This is a genomic window from Anaerostipes sp. Marseille-Q3525 (genome assembly GCF_018223505.1).
In the GTDB taxonomy this organism is placed as follows: domain Bacteria; phylum Bacillota; class Clostridia; order Lachnospirales; family Lachnospiraceae; genus Anaerostipes; species Anaerostipes amylophilus.
Genome location: NZ_JAGTTT010000013.1, coordinates 22,381 through 43,974, shown reverse-complemented (window position 1 = coordinate 43,974; position 21,594 = coordinate 22,381). Strand labels below are relative to the sequence as shown.

Here is a 21,594-nt window from a genome sequence, read left to right as displayed (position 1 = left end):
CCTCTTTGTCTCTTTTGCTTATTTTTTTAGTTTAGATTCACAGTAAACACAACGATATACCTGATGTTCTCTATCTGTTAATTTAAACACATGATCGATCTCTTGTTCTACAGATGTGATACATCTTGGATTCTTGCATCTTGCAATATTTACGATCTTTTCAGGAAGTTCTACTTTATGCTTGGATTTTACACTGCCATTTTCAATAACACATACAGTAACTTCTGGATCGATGTATCCTAAAACATCAAAGTTCACTTCAAATGCGTCTGAAATCTTGATGATATCTTTCTTTCCCATCTTGTTGCTTTTTACATTCTTAATAATTGCAACGCTACAGTCTAACTGATCTAGTCCAAGACTGTTATAAATCTGCATTCCGCGGCCTGCACGAATATGATCTAATACGATTCCGTTCTTAATGCTATCAATGTTCATCTGCACTTACCCCCAGTAATTCCATGATCAATGCCATTCTTACATGTTTCCCATTCAATACCTGTTTAAAATAGCAGGCTCTTGGATCGTTATCGACTTTTACAGAAATCTCATTTACACGAGGCAATGGATGTAAAATCGAAAGATCTTCTTTGGCGATCTTTAATTTATCCATATCTAAAATATAGCTGTCTTTTAATCTGACATAATCGGCTTCGTTGAAGAAACGTTCTCTCTGTACTCTTGTCATATAAAGAATATCTAACTGAGGCATCACATCTTCCATCTTATCAACTTCTGTAAATGTGATCCCTTTCTTCTCAAAGACATCTTTCTTAATATATTCAGGAATCTGAAGTTCTTCTGGAGAAATTAAAATATAATTAATTCCTTCATATCTTGATAATGCTTTGATCAGGGAATGTACTGTTCTTCCAAACTTTAAGTCTCCGCAAAATCCAATCGTGAAATTGTTAAGACGTCCTTTTTCTCTTCTGATCGTTAAAAGGTCTGTTAATGTCTGTGTTGGATGATTGTGTCCCCCATCACCCGCGTTAATGACTGGAATGTTTACATACTGTGATGCTACAAATGGTGCACCTTCCTTTGGATGACGCATCGCAATGATATCTGCGTAACATTCAATAACTCTTGCTGTATCTGCCACACTTTCTCCTTTGGATGCAGATGAAGAATCTGCGGAAGAAAATCCAAGAACACTTCCTCCTAATTCAAGCATCGCTGCCTCGAAACTTAATCTTGTTCTTGTACTTGGTTCAAAGAACAAAGTTGCTAATTTCTTGTGTTTGCATACTTCCTGATATTTTTCAGGATTCTTTGCGATGTCATCAGCGCGGTCTAATAATCTGTCAATATCTTCCACACTTAAATCCATCGGATCAATCAAATGTTTCATTACATATTCCTCCTAATGGTTTGTCCTTTCTTCAATTCTACATTTTTAGACACCTAGTGTCAATTCTTTACTTCTGATTTTAGGCGAAGAACACCTTTATCTACCATGAATACTGGACGATAGGATAATTTCGATTTACGAAGTCCTTCTTCTCCGACATCATCCTCTCTGTTTACATATTTAAAATTCTCCATCTCGTGAATGACAAACTGCTGATTGATCATTGGATATGCTCCTTGGATATCTGCAAAAGCTTTTTCAATATGAACGATAAATGTATCTTCATTTGATGCGCGTTCTCCAATGGAAAATCCTACGATCTTACCTTCTGCACGCAAAACGCCTCCTACGAGCCCTAATTCTTTATAATTGATCACACTGTTTTTCGATACACAGATCTCATCATGTTTCTCAATATCTTCTGGATCACAGTTTTGTAACTTCCATTCCATCAACATTGCTAGTACTTCTAACTGATTTTCATCAGAAAGCGATTCATATGACCATTCATAATTTTCCTTAAAACGATTGATGTGATTTCTCTTTCCATGAAGTTTCTTGCCAGATAATGTTGCTAGTTTTTCTCTGTCATAAATATATTCTGAGATATCTCTGTCATATTCAATTTCATAAATATCTCCAAACATTTCCCGAAATTCATCTTCCATTTCATGAGTTACCCCATGCAATACAAATGGAATCTGTTTTTCTTTACAATCGTCCATCAGAGACTGTAATACCTTTTTCTTATCTCCCTTTCCGATCGGGTAGCAGAAAGAACCGCCTTCTTCATCTGTATGCGATACAAAGAGTCCTTCGATGATCGCATATTTTACCTGATAATATGCACTCCATAAAATAATATTGGCTGTTGCGTAATCACAGCTTCTTGTATCATCTGCCAGGATACATCGGTCAATTTCTTCTTTATCTTCAATTGTTGGTGCCTTAAACTCCATCTTTGCTAACTCCATTCTAGTGTTTTCTAGTATTACTTGTGATATGGCTGGTGATTTAAAATCCGGTAAGCACGATAAATCTGTTCTAGTATGATCGTACCTGTTAGTGATCCACTTTGTGTAAAGGAAGATACATGAAATGGTTTTGTCTCTTCAGATTCTAAATCTCCAATATAAAAATGAAACTTTGAAATTCCCTGCACAGAGCTTTCATTGATCAGTTGTGCAAGTTCCGGACTTGTCATACTGTCTTTTCCTGGTATGATATGATAATGCTCTCCCGCTTCTTTTAATATTTTCTCTACTTGTTTTACATTCTTTTTATACACTACAGAAACTTTCGCATATGCCCCGAGACGCTTTAGATATTCTCCCATTGCTTCTTGGTACGTCTTAGGATCTTGCGATTTCTTCTGTAGAATATAGATTTCAAATTTCATCATATATTTTAATTTCCTTCAAAAAATTGTTTTAATTTTTTATCTTGTTTTAAGGCCTGATCATATTTTTTATTGATCTGCTTTGTCAACTTTTTAATCTCTTTGCTGTTTTGGCTTTCTTTTTTTGCATCTGTGATCTCATCCGTATCATGTTTTTGATTATTGTAGATACAAAAAGTATCTCCCTTCTTCATTACATAATACGATGTCATTCCTGGTGCCAATGTTGCAATCTTCTTAATCTTCATCTTATATGTCACATAAACAATAAATGATTCATCATCTGCTCCTTTTTTTACAAGATATGTAAGATCATCGTATTTTTTCACATACTGATGGATGGCTTTTTGATTTTTCTCCAACTCATTCGTATCTTCTACCATAGATTTCAAATTTGTAAGATCATTTTTCTGAACCAGCTTATAATATGTTTTCATAAAATCCTCCACTGCTTTTTTCTCAGCATCAGGATCTTTCTTTTTTGCTTTCACTGCATCATTGGTTTCCTTGATCACGTTTTGTGCGGTATTCTTCTGTGTTGTTTGTTGAAAAATCTTTTCATTGGTAAGTCGTTCTTGCCTTATCTGATCTAATTTTACATAAGCTAAAAAAGCTGCTACAAAAAATAAAATCCAACTTGTAATGATAACAACAACTGTAGATTTTCTAAGCTTCACGAACATCCCTCCAATCCACCTACAGCAAATTTACAGTATATTATACCTTATCGAGCGGAGCGAGTCCAGTCCAACCCAAAATAACTCTTGCTATTTTTTTCAATATATTGTAATATAATAAAGCTTATGTACCAGTAACTCAGTGGATAGAGTGGCAGCCTCCGAAGCTGTTGGCCGCGGGTTCGACTCCCGCCTGGTGCGTATTTTATTTCTTTATAAAGCATGTATTTATGCGGGGTTCAGGACTTTACGTGAACAGATGTTCTGATACCCTGTGATACCTTTACTAATAGATTAAACTTACATTGCTTTGTATAAATTAGAAACTATTTCTTTCTTTTTGTCTATGGATGAAAGATCATATGTGTAGTTCTTTCGATTTACTTTTTCGGTATGTCCAAGCAATGAAGCTGCGACTACTGAAGAAACTCCAGAAGTTCTCATTTCTGAATTGACAGTTCTTCTAATGTCATGAATCGTTCTTCTTTTAATTCCGGATTTTTCACATCGATATCTTAAGCAATCAGCAATCGCTCCAAAATGAATTTTTCCGTTTTCTCCTGAGAATATAAACTCATTAAAATATCCGTACTTAAGTTCTTGCTTTTTTACTTCATTTAATATTCGTTTTATATCGTCCGTTAATGGAAATAGTCTTTCTTTTCCTGTTTTTGTTTTAGCGATATAATATCTTTTTTCTTTTCTATCGAGCTTTTCGGAATATTGAATCAGTATACACCCTAAGTCTTCTCTGATATTTGACCATTTTAATCCAGTAAGTTCTCCTATTCGCATTCCAGTATAAAACGCCAATTCTACTGCATACAATGGTATATAATTTGGAGTTTTCTTCTGATCTTCTTTAATGACATTTAAAAGTATTTCTACTTCGTGTTGTGGAATAACTCTATCATCGAGTAGTGGTATGGATTGATTACAAAACCTTAAAAATGCTTTAGGTTCAATATATTCACAAGGATTTTCAGTAATCTCTTTTTTTATGCGAGCATGTTTAAATACACCTCTAATATACCCAAACAAAGCTTTTGCTCCTTTTTCTTTAAGGTTGTACTTTTTTACACATTTTACCATAATTTCCGTGATATCTTCTTCAGTAATACTTCTTATGTCCATGGATTCAAAGGAACCATCTTCAAAAAATCTTGTGTAATCAGAATTATACTTTAGTAAAGTGTTATTAGATACGCCATATCGAACTTGTTTTTCTTCCCATTTTCTCCACCAATCTTTAAAACTATGACCAACTTGTTCTTTGTAATAATCGACTATTAAATTTTCAATCTCCTTTTTAGAATTTCTTTTTCTAGGAACTCTACCCTTTTCTTCATCAGGAAGATAAGTATGCCATTTGCCATCCTTACTTTCCCAAATACTATACGGATGCTGCTCTAAAATTTCTTTTCTTTTATTCATATTTACTGCATCCTGTATATGCGATAAATCAATTATACCTTGCTCAATGGCATAATTCAACATTTCGCTATTCATTGGTTCTTCTATATTAAAAATCTCCTTTCACACTGGGTAAGATTAATTACCCAGTGTATATACAAAATATCATCAATTATCAAATAAGGATTTAAGCTACTTTATTCTGTCTTTCGATATGTTCTACAAAGTCTTTGAAATATGGCACATTGTCTAACATCCACTGGCAGAAGATTCTCCAATCCTTTACTGGATGTGTTTTTCGTGAAAAATACATATTTAAAAGCACTTCATATGTAAGAGAAAGATTTGCTGTGATATTATATCCCATAGGCAACATTTCAAGAATTGCATTCCAAATACTCTTATCCTTTGTTACATTGTACTCATCTTTAAGTTCATTTAGTAACTGAATAGTATTTTCTGTATGTTGCTTAACTTTGTAACCAAGTGTGTTTTCAACGTCTGAAGTATTACTTTCATCATGGCTTGATAATGAGAATTTCTCAATTACAACATCAATACCTTCATGAGAAAAACTATCTAAGTCAAACTCTTTTTTGTGAATTGTGTGCATCTTAGAGCAACTACATCTTGTTGTTCCAACTTTATATGTATCTGCCTGCGCCCACCATGTGTGATGAGATGTAATTCTTAATCCAACTGGCAGTGACCGTAAGGCTTTTCTGTGATCCTTTCCTGCTCTTGCAAGTCTTTTAAATAAACCTAAATCCTTCTCTCCCATACAAAAACATGGATGCCAGATTTCTACGTTTCTTTCTTTATCATATTCTGTTGTGTGTCCAATGTAGCTATCACTTAAATGCCAACTATCGTATGCGTTTCTAGCTCCTTCAATAGCAAACATCCACTGTTCTGGACTTGGGAATACTGGGTGTTCAATCTTAATCATATATAAATCCTCCTATTTCAAATATGAAGAGAATACTAATTTCTCTTTGTCGTTATCATCAACTGTTACATATCCGTGGACATTAGGCGGATGCCCTGACCAACTGATGTAGATTTTATAGTAATATCTCGTACAATCAATATATTTACGTGTCACAATACAGACATATCCTTTATTCATGAAGTCTTCTAATACTGCAATACAAGAATCAAGTGACGTGTCAGTATCACAAGACATTAATTGTGTCTTACGATATGTTTCTGTTCTACCATTCATCTGTGCAGTTTCCCATATATCATTTACTAAGTCGTCATATAAGTCATCAAATATTTTACTTAATTGTGCCTCGGACTGTTGCTGTGAATACTCTTTCATATCCACAGCGTTGATCAATCCTTTTGTTTGTGCAAAATAATTCATTTATTTACCTGTACTTCCAATTCCGCCAGTTCTTTCTTCAGTAACTTCTTCTCTATCAGCAACCCCATAGAGAGTAAATACACCTTGGCAAAACGCTTCTCCTTTTTTAATTTTTAATGTATTTGGACTACAATTCTTAATTTTTACAAAGATATGACCTTCGTTATCTGCAAAATAATAATCTTCATCAATAACGCCCGTTCCATTGCCAATCCATGCATCAGCTTTAATACCAAGACTACTTCTGATAAAAATAAACAATGTCCATCCTCTGAGGATCTTACATCTCATTCCTGTTGGAATGATGATTGCATCTCCTGATCTTACAACAAAATCCGCTGGTGCAATAAAGTCGTGTCCTGCTGATCCCTTTGTTGCTCTAGCAGGATATTTTAAACTACCATAAATTGATTCTTCTGGATATTTGTGAAATTTCTCTTCCCAGTCCTGTACGAACTGGTCAAACGATACTTTCTCAAACTCTGCAACTTTCATTAATCCGCTTCCTGTTAATAATCCCATATATGTATTTCCTTTCCATTTTCTTCGTGCAACTTTCACAAAATTTCGTGTTTTATAATTAAGTCTATTTATTTTGACTTCTATATAATCTTTCAACTGATTTAATCTACTTTGCTTTCCATAAGCCACATATATTTTAGTTCTCATTACTGTTCACTAAGCATCAGAGGTAATCCAACTTCGTTATAATAAGAATCCTCAAAAGTCATTTCTGGTTTGTCGTTGTACTGTTCTTTTAATTTTTCAACTAACAGATCCTGTTGTTTTTTCACTTCATCTTCAGTACCATGCACAATTAAAGTCACATTGCCGTCATATACACCGTCATTAAATGTTTCAACTTCGATCATGTATAACTGACGATCTGTATTAAGGCTTGACTTTTTAGCCGCCAGATACAGATAATCTTTTGGCAATTTATATTTCTTGAGCAGCTTGTCCACATCTTTAATAAAATCAAGTTTGTGTTTTTCTTCTTTAATCTGCTTCTGTAAGTCTGCGTTCCATACGTTTCTTTTATCGTTTTCGGTCATCATTACATTATTTGTATTCATAGTAAATTCTCCTTGCGTAGTTCATTTTCTGTGTATCGGCAATATTCATCCCATAATCCTTTAGCATGAATATAATTTTTGCCTTTCAATCCCATTTTCTTCTGTTCAGCTTTCAAGTCTTGGAATGTAAACTTGCGTGAGCATATCTTTTCTTTTAAAAATCTAGTTGCAATCTGCCCTACCTTATACATCTCCTCACGCTTCAAATTTGCAGTTAATTTCTTGTAGGTACTTAATTCATCATCTGGAATTTTATAAGGTGTTTTTGGCAAGTTTTTCAGTGAAAAAGGTGAGATATATTTGTAAGTTCCATCATCACGGATTCTACTCTTCTGCGCCTTCAGCAACTCGGCAACAGTATCCAGATGTTTCACATCAAATTTAAACAACACTTCTTTATCAGTTTCTTCTATACAATAGGGAATATCTTCGTCTATCTCTCGAATCGCCTTTATAATGTTATGTCCTCTAATCAGTGAAGGGATATAAGCTACAAGGGTATATTCGCCTCTATGCTTGCCTTTGCCATAGTAATATATCTGATTACCAAATGAGCATTTTATGTACAAATCATCAAAGTTAGGATCTATTAATCCTGCATCAGTTCTAGGAAAATCATTAGTATCCATGTTATATGCTGCTACAACACGATACTTTCCAAAATATTCTTTACGCTGTAAGAAATTAGCCGTAGTAATTCACTCCTTATTTATTTGATTTTGATTTAGTTGTCTTAGGTGTAATACCTGTTGGCGGTGCATCATTTGTATTTTTGTATACATCACGCACCATCTTCTGAATTGTTCGCAGACTCAAGCCATATGAGAACTGCAACTCAATAACCGCTTTGGAAAGTTCTTCCATTACTCTTCGTCCTCCTCGCCTGTAATAATGTCATCATTATATAATTCATCAGAAATTTCATCTTCTTCAGAATCAATTTCTTCATCATCTAATTCGTCGATCTCGGAATCAATTTCTTCTCTTTCTTTTTCGAGAAGTTCAATCTTTTCTTCATTGTCATCAATCAATTCCTGAAGTCTAGCAATGTCAAGCTTGCGAATAAGGAATCCGCCTGCTACCATAGCGCCAAGAAATGTGCCAATAGCAACAGTTCCAAAATTGCAAAGCATAAACTGCCATAAATGTAATTTAATCATCTATATTCTCCTCTTCATCTGGATAATTTTGTAATTCAAACTCTTCCTCTAACTCAAATTGCTCAGAATCGTAATAACACGGATTGTTTAACTGAACGTCTGGGTGAGGTGGGTTATAGATACTCTTCAACATATACATTCATCCCTACATAAGAATCATTGTCACGCCTTGTAGAAATTGTATAGTCATAAAATTTATACCAATCATTATCAATCTCAAGCAATTTAACCTGTTTGATCAATTTGGGAAATTCTGCTACATTCTTAATCTTTTTGCATGTAATAAATTTTGCCTTGCTATAGTCGTATTCTCCGATTTTCTCATCATATGTATCTACGTCTAATTCTAAGAATCTTACTTTCATTTAATCTCCTTTTAATTATGGATATCAATTATTGTAATAAATCCATTCATGTTGTCTTCTAATGCTTTCGCATATTTATCATCAAAATTTTTATCTTCTATAAATGTATTACCATTCCAACTGCTTCTTGCTACCGCAGAACCATCTGGTAGAATATAGATATAACATCCAAGATCATCTAAATTTAAAACATCTTTCAGCTTTGCTCCATCAACTCTAATGTATCCGTCAGAAATTCCTAAACTTGAAAACCAATCTTCTTCACTATACATAAAGCTTGGTGTTATATGTTTCTGCAAAGTAGACAATAAGCTACACCAGAATAATCTGCCATTTCTTGGATTGTGTCCGCACAACATCCAATTATATGTATTGTCATTTTCATCAACTTTTAATTTTAGTTGGGCTTTATATCTGCCACCAATCTGGTACCAATCCCATGTAAACGGAAGATGTTCTACTTCCTCATATGGCATATCTTCTGGTATATTCTCCCAAAATTCAACGCTATTATATGGCTGCAAAATTTCTGCAATTTGGTTTTCGGTTGGTAGTTCTTTTGTCAATAAATGTACGCAATAATGAAATCTTGTATCTCCTTTTCTTATTTCAAAGTCAAATTTTATTCCTCTTGTTTCTTTTTGCTATAGTCACAGTCAATCGTAAATTTAATCCGCTTGATTATAGGTGAATTCTCGTATTCAGTAACGTCTCTTGTTATTGAACCGTTATACTTTTCAGAATCCTGTGTGTATGTTGACAACATATCTAACGTAACAGCTGCCATCTCCGCACATCTATGACAAACATCTACATCAATAGGTTCAATCATTGACTGATCAGGGCTATTGGCTCCAAGACATTCAACTTTTGGTATTGTTAATTTATGATGTTTATCGGTACACTCTTTATGGCAGAAATCACAGTAATATTTTGTTTCTGTTTTCTTCATTTACTGTACCTCTTTATAATTAAGTATCATTGTATTATCTATATCTGGTCGAGTGACACAACGTATCAACGGATCTTTCTTAAAAGCAGGATCAGACAAATCAATTTCTACGGTCTGCCTAACATCTACTCTACGCCTACATGCATTTGACAAAAATGTACATGTTTGAGCATTGATACTAACACACTTAGCACATAGATTTAATTTATGAATTGCTATCAAATTATCATCTGAATTTTCTGGAACAAATCTGCTTGTATATCCATCTGTTTGTTTAAATGGTAAAGTAACGTCATAGTGTTCATTAGTACATTCATTGCCACAAAAATCACAATAATATTCTTCAATTGTTTTTTCTTTCTTCATTCTTTAAACCCTCCAATCATATACACCTATTTGATCAATAATTTCATTTAAAAATTCAACAAGGTCGCTTGCATCACCAACAAACATATTGCCCTGTGTCTTGATTTCGTATTTATAAGATGACTCATTTTCAGCAAGCTCAACTAAATATCCATTTCGTGGATATCCACCTGTTGAATATTCAAAAACTGAACCTTTGTTAACTGTTTCATATTTAGGGTTCAATGCAAATCCATCATTGACTCTTACGTCTTCATTGGCAATCCTTAAAGTACAATATCTATGATCGCCTTTTCTTGCATAACATTTTAATTTTGGTTTATCTTCAAAATAAATTTGCTTAGAACATCCGTTTTCGTCATAAACTCTACGGTATTTCTTAACGTGAAACATTACGCCATCTTTAACTTTATAAACATCCTCATAGTCTGATGCAAAAACCTGTTCCATATTTCTCCCTTCTGTGCTATAATTAATTTGCACATAAATCAACTTAGTTTGAAAACAGTGTAATTTTGTATACGTGATACCACTTCTTAATTGAGGTGGTATCTTTTTTGTACACAAAACATTTATTTTATGAATCCTGTTTTACTGGAATCCGCTCAGTAACTGTAATCGTATGTTCTTTAACTTCATACGGTTGTTTATAATACCAATTACTTCTATCATTACAATCCCAATATTCGATTGCATAATACTTATATCTTAGACACACAATCGTTCTGATTTTTGAATAAAAATCATGAGAATAGACAGTCTCCTGATCTACAGTTAATTTCCCAGTATTTACTAACTTCGCAAGATCACCATTAGTGAGAGGTTTGTGAGAGGATAATTTATCAAACATAATGTCTTCAAAATTTTCTTCATAATAATCAGCATCATTCCATTTTGTTTCATCTGTAATCATTTAATCACTCACTTTCTCTACTAGTACATCTGATCTAAATGTACATACTGGGCGAATGTTAAAAGACTTCGCACAATAACATTGTTTGACAGCCCCACATGCATCAACAGCACAAATAGCTGAACGATTTTCTTCTGATACGGCAGTTAATAATACCCATTCAATATTACCTGGAAATTTTGTTGGATACTCTAAGTATTTTCTGTATAGTCTATATTCGTCTAAAGTTAGTAAAGAAACTTTGTCACTGCTTGTTTCATTCGCCATCGTTCCATCAAGTGCCAGTAAACCACGCTCCATATACTGCAACACATCATGACGATTACCTTCAATTTTATATCTGATAGACTGTAAATGTTGGCGGAGGCTACTAGATTTCCAGATATTGCAATGTTCATCAAATGGCTTTGTATCATCCAAAAAATCTTTCATAATACAAAAACAAGTTTGAGACCATATACGCTGATTTAGCACAATCCATTCATATCCTGCTGCTTTAAATACATCTCCTGTTTTTAATGATCTAAGTTCTACCTTCTTTGAAGCGTGATCATTCTCTTCCGATTTAATCATATCTTTGTCTTCAATTACTTTTACGACTGCCTTGGCAATGTCATAAATATCATCTTTATCTAATGTCAAGTTTTCTCTCCTTTACACTATAATTTTATGACCACACTGAGGGCAGAGAATGAATTCCACAAACCCTCCGCAATAGCTGTATCCGACAAGTTCAGATTTAATATCTGATTCATCAAATCTCAATACTGCACCACATCCGTTACATCTCACTTTGCGTTTAGTTCCATCTTTTAAAATCTTAATCATCTTTCTCTACCTCGACTTCGATTGGATGTTTGCACTGTGGGCAAATAATATAGTTTAGTGGTGTAATACCTAAAAGTCTTAAATTAAATGATCTCACTCCTCCGCTTCTTATATCACCTTTCTCGTAACTCAACTCCGCACCACAATTTTCACAAGTGCATTGTTTTCGTGTTCCTTTTTCTAAAATTTCAATCATCTTGACCTCATTTCCTTGATTTTCTTCATTTTTCTCAAATTTCCTAAAATCGCATCGATCAAAACCTTTGTAAAATAAGGGTTTTTTGATGGTCAATTTTGCAATAAAATATTTCTTTTATGTAACTAATCATAAATTTGGAATGAATAGTTTTTCAGTTGCCTTTTGCCCGTTTGTACGATTAGCATCTTGACACACTGTGCGTTCTTTTTTCCAAATGCATTTAAATTCTTCACTTGGCATATCGTATTCGCTAATAATAACAAAGTTATTTTGTGCAATATCATGACAAAAATCATAAAAATGATCATAATCCATACAACTTTTAGCGTAATTGCTTGTGCCTTTGTATGGCGGATCAAGATATAATAAGCAATTTTTTACATCCTTGAAATAGTTATAGTCACATGACATAAAAGAAATATTCTTTAATGAAATCGCTTGTTTTCGTAAATTAATCACTCTCTCATAATAAATATTTCTTTTCCCAGTTCTATCTTGTCCAAATCCACCATTGTAATATTTACCCCCGAAACTTGCACAGTATCCAATCAAAGCAGTGTATTCTTTAGAATATTTATCTCCTCCTGCTTTGCGATTTTCTCTAACTTCAACATAATGTTCCTTCGAACAAATTTCTGGAGCAATTGGAATCGTTGGATTTTCTTGCACGTATTTCAGCAATGCAATCAATTCATCATTAATATCTGCACCAATTCTGTTTTTGCATTGAATCTTATCAATAATATTGGCTCCGCCAACAAATGGCTCTATGTATGTTTCAATATTTTTGTCATCAATATATTTCTGGATAATTGGTACAATATATTTTGCAATCCTATTTTTACTTCCTTGATATACTATTTTTCTTTACCAGAAAGCCCATATGGTTTACAGTAGCTACACTCTCATTTTCCTTTCTGGTTTATTATTTGTTTATTTAATCATCAATACTGATCCAGAAATATTTTCTGCCCAGTAAATAATATCTTCTAATTTAATAGAAGAAACCGATTCATCAAATGAACTTAATCCATTGACAACAACTAGATTATCGTCATATTTTTCAAGCTCTTTCTTCAAATCTTTGATTGTAATAGGATTTGATCCAAAGACCCCCAATAGTCTTCTTTTGTTAATTTTTTAGACATAAATCCTCCTTAACAAATTCTCACAACGCCATATGCATGACATCCTGCACCATCCTCAATTTCGATAGTGTCTTCTTCTGTTGTGGTGATAAATTCACCATCTGCACAAATAACTGGCATATAATCTGGATATTTTGCTAACTCATCCTTAAGTTCTTGTACTGTCATATGTTTTGGTTCTTCCAATTTAATCTCCTTTCAAAATAACTCACATCCTGCTTGCCTAAACATATCAATCTGATGATTCCATGCTTTAGAATCCCAACCATATTCTTTCATGAGACATTTCTTGCAATAGAATTTCTCAATGTTTCTGCCATGTAATTTGAGATTCATGCTTAGAACTTCTTTGTGTTTAATTCGTTTACCACAGCAATCACATGCTTTGTTAAAATATTTAATTGCCACACTTTTATCAATGCCAGAATATTCAGAGAACTCATTTACAACTTCTTCTATTGACTCATTCCTAAATGTTCCACCATTCCAAGCCTGAGTTAAATACTCATCTAATGTACAATTCATAACGATCCATTTCTTATTGTTCACAAAATCTTCTCTAAGAATCTCTCTCCATCTTTTGTACGATTTTGGATACCAATATTTGTCAAGAATCCATGTAGATTTCGTATAAAATGGGCAAGCACAATGGCAACCAACTCTGGAATATCCTTTCTTATATTTAGGATTAACAGGAATATTTCTCCATATTGTATATAACCAAACATCAAACTCTGTCCATTTTCTAATAGGAAGAATCCCTTGCCAACAAGCCTTACCCCATTCGGATTTGTTAACCCATTCATCCTCATAAGAGCTTCTTGTATTTGATTCTTCATTTCTCATTCCCATCCATAATAAATACGGATGATTATGGTCAAGTTGTGATACCATTACGCCTGTTTTGAAAATCCTGCAACAGAATCTTGAAAATCTAGTTGGAATCATATGATCAGATGCTACATATTGATAAAATCCTTTATCTGGATTCATGATTTCACAATTAGCAAACCCTTTCACCATTTGGTATGTGTCCGCACAATCTAAGGATGTGTTGTTAAATATTGCTTTTGTATCAGGATATAAGCTTCTTACAAGATGGCATGTAATCATAGAATCTTTTCCCATCGACACAGGAATAATCGAAGTATAGTTCTCGTATTTCTGCATCTTTTCTTTGATTAGATTCAATGACTCAGATTCAATTTGAATTAAATGTTCTTTATTTAAGTCGATTAGCTCCTGCCAACTTGCTAAGTCTATATCATGTATGTCGTCATATGACTTTAGTTTCTTGATTTCGATATGTTCTAAATCATTAGAAACAACAACTTTGTAAAATTTATGTATATTTCCTTGCTTATCAAACCCTTTAATGATCTGTCTGTTAAGCCAAAAATATCCTTCTTTTAAATCTGGTAGTTCCTCACCAGACATATCTCTTAAAAATTTAATATATCCATCATAGATTGGATTCAATTGTAATCTTCCTTTAACTTTTGGATTTTACCCATCCGTTAAAGGTGTTTATCTTATACTTAGAAACCAATTATTTTAGGTCATGGCGTAAGATTTTACGTTTTAGCCATCATTGTCGCTATGTTTCATGGGTAATACATGACATCTCACTATACAACCCTGTTTGCAGGGGATTGATCACAATTGATTTTTTAAATTTAGTCAAGTAGGATATATACTTTCCCAATAAATGTGCTATCAAGAATTTCTACGTTTGATAGTTTTCTTTCTGGATGTTTTTCATTGAACTCAGTAATATAATTTTTGAATTCGCTTGCAATCAAATCCCACGAATATTCTTCTAAAATCATATACTTTACTGCTTTCTTATCGTTGCCACGAGCAGTTTTATAGCAATATAGAATTTCCCAAATTGGAACTGGGATACGTTCGCTTATAATCTGCTTTGGATGGCAGTTTACGAACTCCTCCATATCGCTGTTATCGTATTCGCATTCTGCTTGTAGTCTTGAAATTTTCACACTCTCACCACTCTCTTATCTGCAAATTCTTTTACTCTATCAGTCAAAGTTACTGCTGCTACGTGTGTTCCTAAATAAGAATCAAGAGCTTCGCCAATCAGGTCGTATCCCTCGTCAATAAGAACACAATCATGATGCATTCCGCAACCACGACTATTCTTGAATTCTTCTACTGTCATAGGCACTGGAATGATTAAATTAAGACCTCTTGCTTTCTCTATCAACAAGTTGATCTGCAATTTATTCTGCACAATAATCGGATACTGTGTTGTAGCACTCGTATAAAGAAGCTGTGTAGTTTTACCTCTGCCTCTATCTTTGATAATCAGTGTTGTTGGTTTATTATTTGTCATAGCCAATCTCCTTTTATATGAAATATCTTTGAAGCTCATCTTTGAATCTTAGTGGACTATCAACAATGAGCTGTGAATACTGAAACTGTCTTAAAAAATTCATAACAGTTCTAGCATCCGCACCGCTTAAAGGAATAAATTTTACATATTCAAGTCTACCAGCGATACATACGACTGCCCATGAACGATTTTCATCATGAAAGCCAACATCAACTGCTACGTCAGTAATTTCGTTGTACATCTTCTTCATTTCTTCATTCTGCTTTGTTGAAATCTGACACTGACGAGCCGCCTCATTGCAGTTGTTTGTGGCAAATCTTAATGTAGTGTTACTTTCATTAATTTCATTTTTTAAGGCATCAATATCTGGTTGCAGGATTTCTAACAACCATATTCTAATTTTCTCTTTTAATTTCTGAAACAATTAACTCTCCTTTTATATTTCACATGATCCATTTAATCCATATGGTTCATAACACAAGCCGCTTACCCAAACCCAGTTATCGTCTTTGTATACGAGGAATTCAACTGTCTCAAAATCACAACAACTGTCACTATCTTTATCTTCACGAACTGCATATACAGTGATTGGTTTCTTAGGTGTTGGAGGCCTGCCAATTTCTTGTATTTTAAACATCTGAATCCTCCCATACTACGTTGACTTTGAACCCTAATTCCTTTAAAACATCTGTAAAATCATCAACATCTAATTTATGGTTTTCTATTTTAGTCCCATTGACTTCAATAGATTGCCAGTCGTCAGATTTAATGATCGTAATTGTATTTGGTTCTTTTACTTCTTTGTCTTCTTTATATTCCTCTTTATACATGTCAAAGTCTTCGCATAAAGCACACTCAAAAGAAGTATACTTATTCGCACAACCTTGGCACTGTAAATATAAATTGTCTAAATCGTTATTCTTTTCGCCCATATTCCTCCTCGCAAATATCTACTATATGTTCACAAAGTTCTTTCGGATACATTGATCTCAAATCTTATGTATTTGTTTTACCTACAGAAATTAAAACGTAGATAAAAACAAAATTTTAAAGTCATCATATGGAAGAAATAAGACATGTCTAATCTATAGATATTTCTCCTCGAATAGTCATCAGAAATGTAACTAGAAATGTTACATTATATATAAGTTGCGATGCCAACACTAATCACACAAATATAACTTGTGATCATCGCCCATTGAATATAGAGCTTCAATAATCCTGAAGCCTTAAAACCTTTTATTGGATCAATACTTCTCTCAATTATGGAAAAGAATAGTGTGACAACAAGTCCTATTAACATAATTATCGTAATCATTAGACTTGTTATTAACATTGACTGTCCAATAAAAAAGAATATATTTTTTAAGATTTCTTTACACCGACCTTTCTTAATATTTAATCAAAAACAGAGATGCAATTGAAATATACATAAAACTCAAATACCAAGGCTGCTGCGGAAATATCTGGTGCAATGGCTCGATAGATTTGGTTTTTACACTCAGTTTAATTGCAATGATCAGACACACTACAAACCCTACAAGTCCAATTGTTCCAAGCGCCAATGCTAACTTTTCACAAGTATTTAAGATCAATGTCATCTGCATGATTTCTCACCTACTCTCTTAAATCTGTATTTCTGTTCTACATCAGGATATTTCTCGTGATCGACTTCACTCAGAAACATCTCAACTGGTCTGGCATAAATGTTAAAATCTCCATACATTGCCTGATAAATTACCAGTTTTTCATTTGTTTCTGTATGTGTTGCAAGGTCAATCACTTTATAGAAATGTCCTTTAAAGTGTTTGTAAATATCATCTTTCTTTGGTAAATCTCTGTTATTCATGAATATCTCCTATCTTTGTTGGCAAATGCCCTAGTACAGCTTCAACAAGTGCAATATTGGCTTCCATGTTAAAAGACTTTAATCGGATATATCCATCAAGTGTACAAGTATTACCATTACTAAGTTCTTTTTGATAATTTTTATAGTGACTTACAAGATCATCTCTGCTAACACCAATTGCTGATGTTACAAATTCAAGTAATTCGCTGTCTTCAAAATCTTCGCCACGACAGTAATTGCAACTAGATCCAAAATTTTCTTTCTCATATCCATCTAATTCTGCACAGGTTTCACTACACCATTTAGCTCCACAGTCACACCAATTGCTACCGTGATAATCGAAAAATACCTTACCGCAATGGTCACACACTAATGGAATATTGCTCATATCTACTTACTCTCCTGTTCTTTATCCTCTTTCACAAGAATTGCTTTCCAAGTTTTACTGTTACATGAAGATGCTGAAATTTTGTAACCATCATTTAGATAATCATTTACAAAATCTTCAAATGTTTCAGAATTTGTTTCTTCTACAACTACGCAACGACTTCCATCAACTGCATGTCCAATATTCTTTTGTACAATTTTTTTCAGTGTAGTAACTTGATGCAGCAAATCATATGTTGGAATTTGAGTTATATTATTAGTGCTTTTATAATTCATACACACTGTCAATGTTTCAATAACATCTCTTAAATCATCTAATGTTTCTTTTGTCATACCTATCTCCTTTCTAAAATGTCTCCCACCATAGATCGTGCACTTTCTTATAACCACCTCTGCTTGGTACATCCAACACTCTGCGAACCATTTTATTAGATAACCTTTTGTGAAACCTATAATTCCTACTGTAATCACTGATATAAAATCTTTTATAGTAAGGTTTCTTACATGGTATTTCATAAAATCTACAATAATACTTGTCCACATATTGCACAGGCGCAGGATACCAACCGATATTTTTAAATCTCGCCAACCGTTGTTGATATTTCTTCCTACGATTTCTCTTATGTAACATTGTCTTACGATTTTGTTGAAATTTTGTAGGAACATATTGCAGAAAGTCCGTATCCTGTGGACAATCTTTTGATTTTGGCATAATTAGTACACTCCTTTCTATGGTGGGATAAAAGTGGAATTTTACTCTGCTGTATTATGGTATAGTGACAAAGGTTGATCTTTATCGGTTTCGTTCCATAAAACTACTTTGTTGGCACATATAGATATTTTTACGTCAATCACTCTTTGATTTGTTGATCCTGCCCACGGATATGACATATCTTTCAATTCGTCTACATACTGTCCATCCACAAGAACATCTATATATGGAAGAATTTCTTTTCTACAATAATTTGCTAGAGGATCACTATTCAAATAATGCAAGTCTAAACCGATGTCTTCTGCTTTATTCCCTGTGTATAGCCAGATTTTTTTACTTGGCATAAACTCTTGCACAAATTTACATATTGCGGAAACACCTGAAAGATTTTCTGGAGCTAACGGTTCTCCTCCAAGAATACTTAATCTTGTATATTGCGGATTAGTTAATGGACGTAACAATTCCAATACATCCCACGTTGTTAATTCTTTACCGCCATTAAAGTCCCATGTTTCTTTGTTAAAACAATTCTTACAATGGAAATGACATCCTTGAACGAAGAGGGCTACGCCAAGCCCTTCTCCGTTGCTAATGTCCATTTTTCTTATTGAAGCGTATCTCATCTATTCAGCTCCTTATCATCTAAGTGGTAAACTCGATCATGGATATCTCCATATCTTCCCTGATTGCCTCCATTCTTAGAAGTCCCAATGTAACCACAGCATCTGAATGCAATATCCATAGTAGAACCATCTTCATTTCCGCACTGAGGACATCTCCATTTCAAAATACCATCTTCGTCAACTAATGGAATATCTCCAGAGTATCCACATTTTTCACAATAACAACTCTTTGTATTGATTTCTGCATACATAATATGATCATACATATATTTAATTACTTCCAATAAAGCACTTACATTATGTTCCATATTAGGAGTTTCAATATAACTTATTGCCCCTCCTGGACTAAGTTTCTGGAATTTTGCTTCAATACGAAGCTTGTCAAAGGCATCAATTTCTTCAAACACAGGAATATGGTAGCTGTTTGTAATGTAATTTCTATCTTTGCCATCAATTTTTTCAAACACATCATTGCCAAATCGTTTCTTTAAACACTTGGCAAATTTATACGTTGTAGACTCTAAAGGTGTACCATAAATACTGTAATCAATATTTTCTTCACTCTTCCACTGCTCACATTTGTCATTCATTCGTTTCATGATTTCTAATCCAAATTTTTCACCAACTCCACCATCTGAATGAGAATGTCCAGTCATATATTTGACGCATTCATATAATCCTGCATAGCCTAATGAAATAGTTGAGTATCCATCAAATAATAATGGATCAATTACCTCATGCTTTTTCAGTCTGCTATATGCCCCATACTGCCAAAGAACAGGTGCTACATCTGACTTTGTTCCAAGGAGACGTTTATGTCTTTCTTTAAGTGCTTTATGACATAATTCTGTTCGTTCATCAAACAATGCCCAAAATTCATCCATATTCTTTTTAGAAGACAATGCGATATCTGGAAGAGATAATGTAACGACTCCTTGGTTAAATCTGCCATAATATTTATGCTGCTTTGGATCATAATTTTTTGCGTGTGCGATATTGCCAATTCCTTTATCTGTAAAACGATCAGGTGTTAAGAACGACCTGCATCCCATGCAAGTATAAACATCTCCTTTTAGCTCTTTCATAACCTTTTCAGATATATAGTCTGGAACCAATCTTTTCGCAGAACATTTTGCTGCTAATTTTGTCAGATACCAATATTCTGTAGATTCGTCACAATTATCATCTTCCAGGACATAAATTAATTTTGGAAATGCTGGTGCAACAAATACACCATCTTCATTTTTAACTCCTTCATCTCTTTGTCTAATCATCTCTTCAATCAATAAAGCCAAATCTTTTTTCTCCTGTGGCGTTTTGGCTTCATTTAGATACATAAAAATGGAAATAAATGGTGATTGTCCGTTGGTCGTCATAAGCGTGATCAGCTGATACTGTATGATTTGTATACCTTTTTTGACTTCTTTATACAATCTATTGGCTACAATTTTTTCAATATGCTGTTCTTTATATGGAATATCAATATGCGCCCATTCTAATTCAACTTCAGATCTAATTTTCTTTCTACTCACATCTACAAATGGTGCTAAATGTGCTAAAGAAATACTCTGTCCGCCATACTGAGAACTAGCCACTTGTGCAATGCCTTGAGTCGTAATATTGCAAGCAGTTGAAAATGAATGTGGCTTTTCAATTAATACTTCGCTAATTACTGTGCCATTCTGAAGCATGTCTTCAATATTTAATAATCCACAATTATGCATTTTCTGTAAAAAATAATCTCTGTCATGAAAATGAATGATACCTTCCTTATGTGCTTGAACAATTTCTGGTGGAAGTAAATAGCGTTCTGTTGCATCTTCGCTAACGATACCAGCAATATAATCTCTTTTTGTTGGATTTAATACAGAGTTTTTATTTGCATTTTCATCTTTAATTTCTTCGTTGGCATCCTCAATAAGCCCAAGAACTTCGCTGTCAATAGAGTCATAATTCTCTCTCTGGAACTCACGAACACTACGATAACCTTCATAAGCTTTAGCAGTTAATTCCTGCCCTTTCTCAACAAGTTTTTTGAATACCATTGCTTCAATTGCAGAAATATCAATCTCTTCAGATAATTGTTTACAATCGTTCTCAATCTCTTCTGCGACCTGTCTAGCCACATCCTCTTTGATTAAACCAGATCCATTTTTCATTGCTTTCATAATCGCTGTGTAAATTTTGGTCTTGTCGAAATCTACAACAGTACAATCTCTTTTAATTACTTTCAATAAAAGACCTCCAATAAATTATGTAATAATATCATCATCTATATGTAACGCACCCGTCTCCTGCTTTCTTGCAGTTCAACGTATATCGTGCATCATTACCATCGCCATCAATCTTTTCGGTTGATACGCTCTCAATCATCATTGTCTTACCTGTTTCTACATCCTTAACAAGTACCTCTTTTTCTATGTGTAGTTTAGAAACTAAATTCCTAAGCTG

37 protein-coding genes, 1 tRNA gene and 1 pseudogene are annotated in these 21,594 nt (G+C 33.7%); 1 reads left to right on the top strand and 38 read right to left on the bottom strand.

Annotated elements, in window-relative coordinates; all coding sequences use genetic code 11:
- Nucleotides 1-18: 18 nt before the first annotated feature.
- The 5 genes from KE503_RS07805 to KE503_RS07785 are packed head-to-tail and all read right to left on the bottom strand — an operon-like array spanning nucleotide 19 to nucleotide 3,436.
- Nucleotides 19-438, bottom strand: a complete 420-nt coding sequence (locus KE503_RS07805) for an aspartate carbamoyltransferase regulatory subunit (RefSeq protein ID WP_022375482.1) — start codon at nucleotides 436-438, stop codon at nucleotides 19-21.
- Nucleotides 428-1,354: an aspartate carbamoyltransferase gene (gene pyrB, locus KE503_RS07800; protein WP_055197028.1), complete on the bottom strand. Its 927-nt coding sequence runs from the start codon at nucleotides 1,352-1,354 to the stop codon at nucleotides 428-430. Before pyrB ends, KE503_RS07805 begins: the two co-directional genes overlap by 11 nt.
- A 59-nt stretch (nucleotides 1,355-1,413) precedes the next feature.
- Nucleotides 1,414-2,328, bottom strand: a complete 915-nt coding sequence (locus KE503_RS07795; protein WP_212384933.1) for a DUF2156 domain-containing protein — start codon at nucleotides 2,326-2,328, stop codon at nucleotides 1,414-1,416.
- 17 nt (nucleotides 2,329-2,345) lie between these two features.
- A complete protein-coding gene (locus KE503_RS07790; protein WP_212384932.1) occupies nucleotides 2,346-2,756 on the bottom strand; it encodes a 23S rRNA (pseudouridine(1915)-N(3))-methyltransferase RlmH in 411 nt (136 codons plus the stop codon).
- Nucleotides 2,757-2,761: 5 nt separating this feature from the next.
- Entirely contained in the window at nucleotides 2,762-3,436 is a 675-nt protein-coding gene (locus KE503_RS07785; protein WP_117945268.1) for a hypothetical protein, read from the bottom strand.
- A gap of 122 nt (nucleotides 3,437-3,558) precedes the next feature.
- Between KE503_RS07785 and KE503_RS07780 the strand changes: the two genes are divergently transcribed.
- A tRNA-Arg gene (locus KE503_RS07780) sits at nucleotides 3,559-3,631 on the top strand.
- Nucleotides 3,632-3,730: 99 nt separating this feature from the next.
- On the opposite strand, the gene KE503_RS07775 is transcribed toward KE503_RS07780, so the two are convergent.
- The 33 genes and pseudogenes from KE503_RS07775 to nrdD form a co-directional block, all read right to left on the bottom strand.
- Entirely contained in the window at nucleotides 3,731-4,939 is a 1,209-nt protein-coding gene (locus KE503_RS07775) for a tyrosine-type recombinase/integrase (protein ID WP_212384931.1), read from the bottom strand.
- 91 nt (nucleotides 4,940-5,030) lie between these two features.
- The gene (locus KE503_RS07770; RefSeq protein WP_212384930.1) at nucleotides 5,031-5,792 is read right to left on the bottom strand and encodes a hypothetical protein; all 762 of its coding nucleotides are present in this window, start codon (nucleotides 5,790-5,792) and stop codon (nucleotides 5,031-5,033) included.
- A gap of 12 nt (nucleotides 5,793-5,804) precedes the next feature.
- Nucleotides 5,805-6,212, bottom strand: a complete 408-nt coding sequence (locus KE503_RS07765) for a hypothetical protein (RefSeq protein ID WP_212384929.1) — start codon at nucleotides 6,210-6,212, stop codon at nucleotides 5,805-5,807.
- Entirely contained in the window at nucleotides 6,213-6,734 is a 522-nt protein-coding gene (locus tag KE503_RS07760; protein ID WP_212384928.1) for a deoxyuridine 5'-triphosphate nucleotidohydrolase, read from the bottom strand.
- A gap of 146 nt (nucleotides 6,735-6,880) precedes the next feature.
- The gene (locus KE503_RS07755; RefSeq protein ID WP_212384927.1) at nucleotides 6,881-7,288 is read right to left on the bottom strand and encodes a hypothetical protein; all 408 of its coding nucleotides are present in this window, start codon (nucleotides 7,286-7,288) and stop codon (nucleotides 6,881-6,883) included.
- The gene (locus KE503_RS07750) at nucleotides 7,285-7,917 is read right to left on the bottom strand and encodes a hypothetical protein (RefSeq protein ID WP_212384926.1); all 633 of its coding nucleotides are present in this window, start codon (nucleotides 7,915-7,917) and stop codon (nucleotides 7,285-7,287) included. Before KE503_RS07750 ends, KE503_RS07755 begins: the two co-directional genes overlap by 4 nt.
- A 76-nt stretch (nucleotides 7,918-7,993) precedes the next feature.
- Entirely contained in the window at nucleotides 7,994-8,152 is a 159-nt protein-coding gene (locus tag KE503_RS07745; RefSeq protein ID WP_212384925.1) for a hypothetical protein, read from the bottom strand.
- Nucleotides 8,152-8,448, bottom strand: a complete 297-nt coding sequence (locus KE503_RS07740) for a hypothetical protein (protein WP_212384924.1) — start codon at nucleotides 8,446-8,448, stop codon at nucleotides 8,152-8,154. The genes KE503_RS07745 and KE503_RS07740 overlap by 1 nt, the downstream gene beginning before the upstream one ends.
- Nucleotides 8,441-8,581, bottom strand: a complete 141-nt coding sequence (locus KE503_RS07735; protein ID WP_212384923.1) for a hypothetical protein — start codon at nucleotides 8,579-8,581, stop codon at nucleotides 8,441-8,443. The genes KE503_RS07740 and KE503_RS07735 overlap by 8 nt, the downstream gene beginning before the upstream one ends.
- Complete coding sequence (locus KE503_RS07730; RefSeq protein ID WP_212384922.1) at nucleotides 8,562-8,813, bottom strand: hypothetical protein; 252 nt, start codon at nucleotides 8,811-8,813, stop codon at nucleotides 8,562-8,564. Before KE503_RS07730 ends, KE503_RS07735 begins: the two co-directional genes overlap by 20 nt.
- Nucleotides 8,814-8,824: 11 nt before the next feature.
- Entirely contained in the window at nucleotides 8,825-9,289 is a 465-nt protein-coding gene (locus KE503_RS07725) for a hypothetical protein (protein WP_212384921.1), read from the bottom strand.
- Between the two features lie 146 nt (nucleotides 9,290-9,435).
- Complete coding sequence (locus tag KE503_RS07720) at nucleotides 9,436-9,765, bottom strand: hypothetical protein (protein ID WP_212384920.1); 330 nt, start codon at nucleotides 9,763-9,765, stop codon at nucleotides 9,436-9,438.
- Nucleotides 9,766-10,131, bottom strand: a complete 366-nt coding sequence (locus KE503_RS07715) for a hypothetical protein (protein WP_212384919.1) — start codon at nucleotides 10,129-10,131, stop codon at nucleotides 9,766-9,768. It abuts the gene before it with no gap.
- Between the two features lie 3 nt (nucleotides 10,132-10,134).
- A complete protein-coding gene (locus KE503_RS07710; protein WP_212384918.1) occupies nucleotides 10,135-10,581 on the bottom strand; it encodes a hypothetical protein in 447 nt (148 codons plus the stop codon).
- A gap of 127 nt (nucleotides 10,582-10,708) precedes the next feature.
- The gene (locus KE503_RS07705; RefSeq protein ID WP_212384917.1) at nucleotides 10,709-11,044 is read right to left on the bottom strand and encodes a hypothetical protein; all 336 of its coding nucleotides are present in this window, start codon (nucleotides 11,042-11,044) and stop codon (nucleotides 10,709-10,711) included.
- Nucleotides 11,045-11,686, bottom strand: a complete 642-nt coding sequence (locus KE503_RS07700; protein ID WP_212384916.1) for a hypothetical protein — start codon at nucleotides 11,684-11,686, stop codon at nucleotides 11,045-11,047.
- A gap of 12 nt (nucleotides 11,687-11,698) precedes the next feature.
- Complete coding sequence (locus tag KE503_RS07695) at nucleotides 11,699-11,872, bottom strand: hypothetical protein (RefSeq protein ID WP_212384915.1); 174 nt, start codon at nucleotides 11,870-11,872, stop codon at nucleotides 11,699-11,701.
- Entirely contained in the window at nucleotides 11,865-12,068 is a 204-nt protein-coding gene (locus KE503_RS07690) for a hypothetical protein (RefSeq protein WP_212384914.1), read from the bottom strand. The genes KE503_RS07695 and KE503_RS07690 overlap by 8 nt, the downstream gene beginning before the upstream one ends.
- Nucleotides 12,069-12,197: 129 nt before the next feature.
- Nucleotides 12,198-12,932, bottom strand: a complete 735-nt coding sequence (locus KE503_RS07685; RefSeq protein ID WP_212384943.1) for a DNA adenine methylase — start codon at nucleotides 12,930-12,932, stop codon at nucleotides 12,198-12,200.
- Nucleotides 12,933-13,228: 296 nt separating this feature from the next.
- Nucleotides 13,229-13,405, bottom strand: a complete 177-nt coding sequence (locus KE503_RS07680) for a hypothetical protein (RefSeq protein WP_212384913.1) — start codon at nucleotides 13,403-13,405, stop codon at nucleotides 13,229-13,231.
- A gap of 12 nt (nucleotides 13,406-13,417) precedes the next feature.
- Nucleotides 13,418-14,698, bottom strand: coding sequence for a phosphoadenosine phosphosulfate reductase domain-containing protein (locus KE503_RS07675; RefSeq protein WP_212384912.1), 1,281 nt, complete (start codon nucleotides 14,696-14,698; stop codon nucleotides 13,418-13,420).
- A gap of 197 nt (nucleotides 14,699-14,895) precedes the next feature.
- Nucleotides 14,896-15,219, bottom strand: a complete 324-nt coding sequence (locus tag KE503_RS07670) for a hypothetical protein (protein WP_212384911.1) — start codon at nucleotides 15,217-15,219, stop codon at nucleotides 14,896-14,898.
- Nucleotides 15,216-15,572: a hypothetical protein gene (locus KE503_RS07665; RefSeq protein WP_212384910.1), complete on the bottom strand. Its 357-nt coding sequence runs from the start codon at nucleotides 15,570-15,572 to the stop codon at nucleotides 15,216-15,218. Before KE503_RS07665 ends, KE503_RS07670 begins: the two co-directional genes overlap by 4 nt.
- A gap of 13 nt (nucleotides 15,573-15,585) precedes the next feature.
- A complete protein-coding gene (locus tag KE503_RS07660; protein ID WP_212384909.1) occupies nucleotides 15,586-15,996 on the bottom strand; it encodes a hypothetical protein in 411 nt (136 codons plus the stop codon).
- 12 nt (nucleotides 15,997-16,008) lie between these two features.
- A complete protein-coding gene (locus KE503_RS07655; protein WP_212384908.1) occupies nucleotides 16,009-16,209 on the bottom strand; it encodes a hypothetical protein in 201 nt (66 codons plus the stop codon).
- A complete protein-coding gene (locus KE503_RS07650) occupies nucleotides 16,202-16,504 on the bottom strand; it encodes a hypothetical protein (protein WP_212384907.1) in 303 nt (100 codons plus the stop codon). Before KE503_RS07650 ends, KE503_RS07655 begins: the two co-directional genes overlap by 8 nt.
- 459 nt (nucleotides 16,505-16,963) lie before the next feature.
- A complete protein-coding gene (locus KE503_RS07645) occupies nucleotides 16,964-17,179 on the bottom strand; it encodes a hypothetical protein (protein ID WP_212384906.1) in 216 nt (71 codons plus the stop codon).
- 11 nt (nucleotides 17,180-17,190) lie between these two features.
- Nucleotides 17,191-17,421 (bottom strand): annotated as a pseudogene (locus KE503_RS07640) (DUF1653 domain-containing protein); the annotation flags it as partial.
- Nucleotides 17,414-17,809, bottom strand: a complete 396-nt coding sequence (locus KE503_RS07635) for a hypothetical protein (RefSeq protein WP_212384904.1) — start codon at nucleotides 17,807-17,809, stop codon at nucleotides 17,414-17,416. The pseudogene KE503_RS07640 and the gene KE503_RS07635, both read right to left, overlap by 8 nt.
- Before the next feature lie 2 nt (nucleotides 17,810-17,811).
- Complete coding sequence (locus KE503_RS07630; protein ID WP_212384903.1) at nucleotides 17,812-18,141, bottom strand: hypothetical protein; 330 nt, start codon at nucleotides 18,139-18,141, stop codon at nucleotides 17,812-17,814.
- Between the two features lie 13 nt (nucleotides 18,142-18,154).
- Entirely contained in the window at nucleotides 18,155-18,520 is a 366-nt protein-coding gene (locus tag KE503_RS07625) for a hypothetical protein (protein ID WP_212384902.1), read from the bottom strand.
- Between the two features lie 41 nt (nucleotides 18,521-18,561).
- Nucleotides 18,562-19,143, bottom strand: a complete 582-nt coding sequence (gene nrdG, locus KE503_RS07620; protein ID WP_212384901.1) for an anaerobic ribonucleoside-triphosphate reductase activating protein — start codon at nucleotides 19,141-19,143, stop codon at nucleotides 18,562-18,564.
- Nucleotides 19,140-21,377 (bottom strand): anaerobic ribonucleoside-triphosphate reductase, encoded by a 2,238-nt coding sequence (gene nrdD / locus KE503_RS07615; RefSeq protein WP_212384900.1) that lies wholly within the window; start codon nucleotides 21,375-21,377, stop codon nucleotides 19,140-19,142. Before nrdD ends, nrdG begins: the two co-directional genes overlap by 4 nt.
- Between the last annotated feature and the right edge of the window lie 217 nt (nucleotides 21,378-21,594).

What these genes read in the sequence shown, in the direction of transcription:
- KE503_RS07805 (WP_022375482.1), bottom strand. Translation starts at nt 438, where the DNA reads ATGAACATTGATAGCATTAAGAACGGAATCGTATTAGATCATATTCGT.
- pyrB (WP_055197028.1), bottom strand. Translation starts at nt 1,354, where the DNA reads ATGAAACATTTGATTGATCCGATGGATTTAAGTGTGGAAGATATTGAC.
- KE503_RS07795 (WP_212384933.1), bottom strand. Translation starts at nt 2,328, where the DNA reads ATGGAGTTAGCAAAGATGGAGTTTAAGGCACCAACAATTGAAGATAAA.
- KE503_RS07790 (WP_212384932.1), bottom strand. Translation starts at nt 2,756, where the DNA reads ATGATGAAATTTGAAATCTATATTCTACAGAAGAAATCGCAAGATCCT.
- KE503_RS07785 (WP_117945268.1), bottom strand. Translation starts at nt 3,436, where the DNA reads ATGTTCGTGAAGCTTAGAAAATCTACAGTTGTTGTTATCATTACAAGT.
- KE503_RS07775 (WP_212384931.1), bottom strand. Translation starts at nt 4,939, where the DNA reads ATGAATAGCGAAATGTTGAATTATGCCATTGAGCAAGGTATAATTGAT.
- KE503_RS07770 (WP_212384930.1), bottom strand. Translation starts at nt 5,792, where the DNA reads ATGATTAAGATTGAACACCCAGTATTCCCAAGTCCAGAACAGTGGATG.
- KE503_RS07765 (WP_212384929.1), bottom strand. Translation starts at nt 6,212, where the DNA reads ATGAATTATTTTGCACAAACAAAAGGATTGATCAACGCTGTGGATATG.
- KE503_RS07760 (WP_212384928.1), bottom strand. Translation starts at nt 6,734, where the DNA reads ATGGGATTATTAACAGGAAGCGGATTAATGAAAGTTGCAGAGTTTGAG.
- KE503_RS07755 (WP_212384927.1), bottom strand. Translation starts at nt 7,288, where the DNA reads ATGAATACAAATAATGTAATGATGACCGAAAACGATAAAAGAAACGTA.
- KE503_RS07750 (WP_212384926.1), bottom strand. Translation starts at nt 7,917, where the DNA reads ATGGATACTAATGATTTTCCTAGAACTGATGCAGGATTAATAGATCCT.
- KE503_RS07745 (WP_212384925.1), bottom strand. Translation starts at nt 8,152, where the DNA reads ATGGAAGAACTTTCCAAAGCGGTTATTGAGTTGCAGTTCTCATATGGC.
- KE503_RS07740 (WP_212384924.1), bottom strand. Translation starts at nt 8,448, where the DNA reads ATGATTAAATTACATTTATGGCAGTTTATGCTTTGCAATTTTGGAACT.
- KE503_RS07735 (WP_212384923.1), bottom strand. Translation starts at nt 8,581, where the DNA reads ATGTTGAAGAGTATCTATAACCCACCTCACCCAGACGTTCAGTTAAAC.
- KE503_RS07730 (WP_212384922.1), bottom strand. Translation starts at nt 8,813, where the DNA reads ATGAAAGTAAGATTCTTAGAATTAGACGTAGATACATATGATGAGAAA.
- KE503_RS07725 (WP_212384921.1), bottom strand. Translation starts at nt 9,289, where the DNA reads ATGCCATATGAGGAAGTAGAACATCTTCCGTTTACATGGGATTGGTAC.
- KE503_RS07720 (WP_212384920.1), bottom strand. Translation starts at nt 9,765, where the DNA reads ATGAAGAAAACAGAAACAAAATATTACTGTGATTTCTGCCATAAAGAG.
- KE503_RS07715 (WP_212384919.1), bottom strand. Translation starts at nt 10,131, where the DNA reads ATGAAGAAAGAAAAAACAATTGAAGAATATTATTGTGATTTTTGTGGC.
- KE503_RS07710 (WP_212384918.1), bottom strand. Translation starts at nt 10,581, where the DNA reads ATGGAACAGGTTTTTGCATCAGACTATGAGGATGTTTATAAAGTTAAA.
- KE503_RS07705 (WP_212384917.1), bottom strand. Translation starts at nt 11,044, where the DNA reads ATGATTACAGATGAAACAAAATGGAATGATGCTGATTATTATGAAGAA.
- KE503_RS07695 (WP_212384915.1), bottom strand. Translation starts at nt 11,872, where the DNA reads ATGATTAAGATTTTAAAAGATGGAACTAAACGCAAAGTGAGATGTAAC.
- KE503_RS07690 (WP_212384914.1), bottom strand. Translation starts at nt 12,068, where the DNA reads ATGATTGAAATTTTAGAAAAAGGAACACGAAAACAATGCACTTGTGAA.
- KE503_RS07665 (WP_212384910.1), bottom strand. Translation starts at nt 15,572, where the DNA reads ATGACAAATAATAAACCAACAACACTGATTATCAAAGATAGAGGCAGA.
- KE503_RS07655 (WP_212384908.1), bottom strand. Translation starts at nt 16,209, where the DNA reads ATGTTTAAAATACAAGAAATTGGCAGGCCTCCAACACCTAAGAAACCA.
- KE503_RS07650 (WP_212384907.1), bottom strand. Translation starts at nt 16,504, where the DNA reads ATGGGCGAAAAGAATAACGATTTAGACAATTTATATTTACAGTGCCAA.
- KE503_RS07645 (WP_212384906.1), bottom strand. Translation starts at nt 17,179, where the DNA reads ATGCAGATGACATTGATCTTAAATACTTGTGAAAAGTTAGCATTGGCG.
- KE503_RS07635 (WP_212384904.1), bottom strand. Translation starts at nt 17,809, where the DNA reads ATGAGCAATATTCCATTAGTGTGTGACCATTGCGGTAAGGTATTTTTC.
- KE503_RS07630 (WP_212384903.1), bottom strand. Translation starts at nt 18,141, where the DNA reads ATGACAAAAGAAACATTAGATGATTTAAGAGATGTTATTGAAACATTG.
- KE503_RS07625 (WP_212384902.1), bottom strand. Translation starts at nt 18,520, where the DNA reads ATGCCAAAATCAAAAGATTGTCCACAGGATACGGACTTTCTGCAATAT.
- nrdG (WP_212384901.1), bottom strand. Translation starts at nt 19,143, where the DNA reads ATGAGATACGCTTCAATAAGAAAAATGGACATTAGCAACGGAGAAGGG.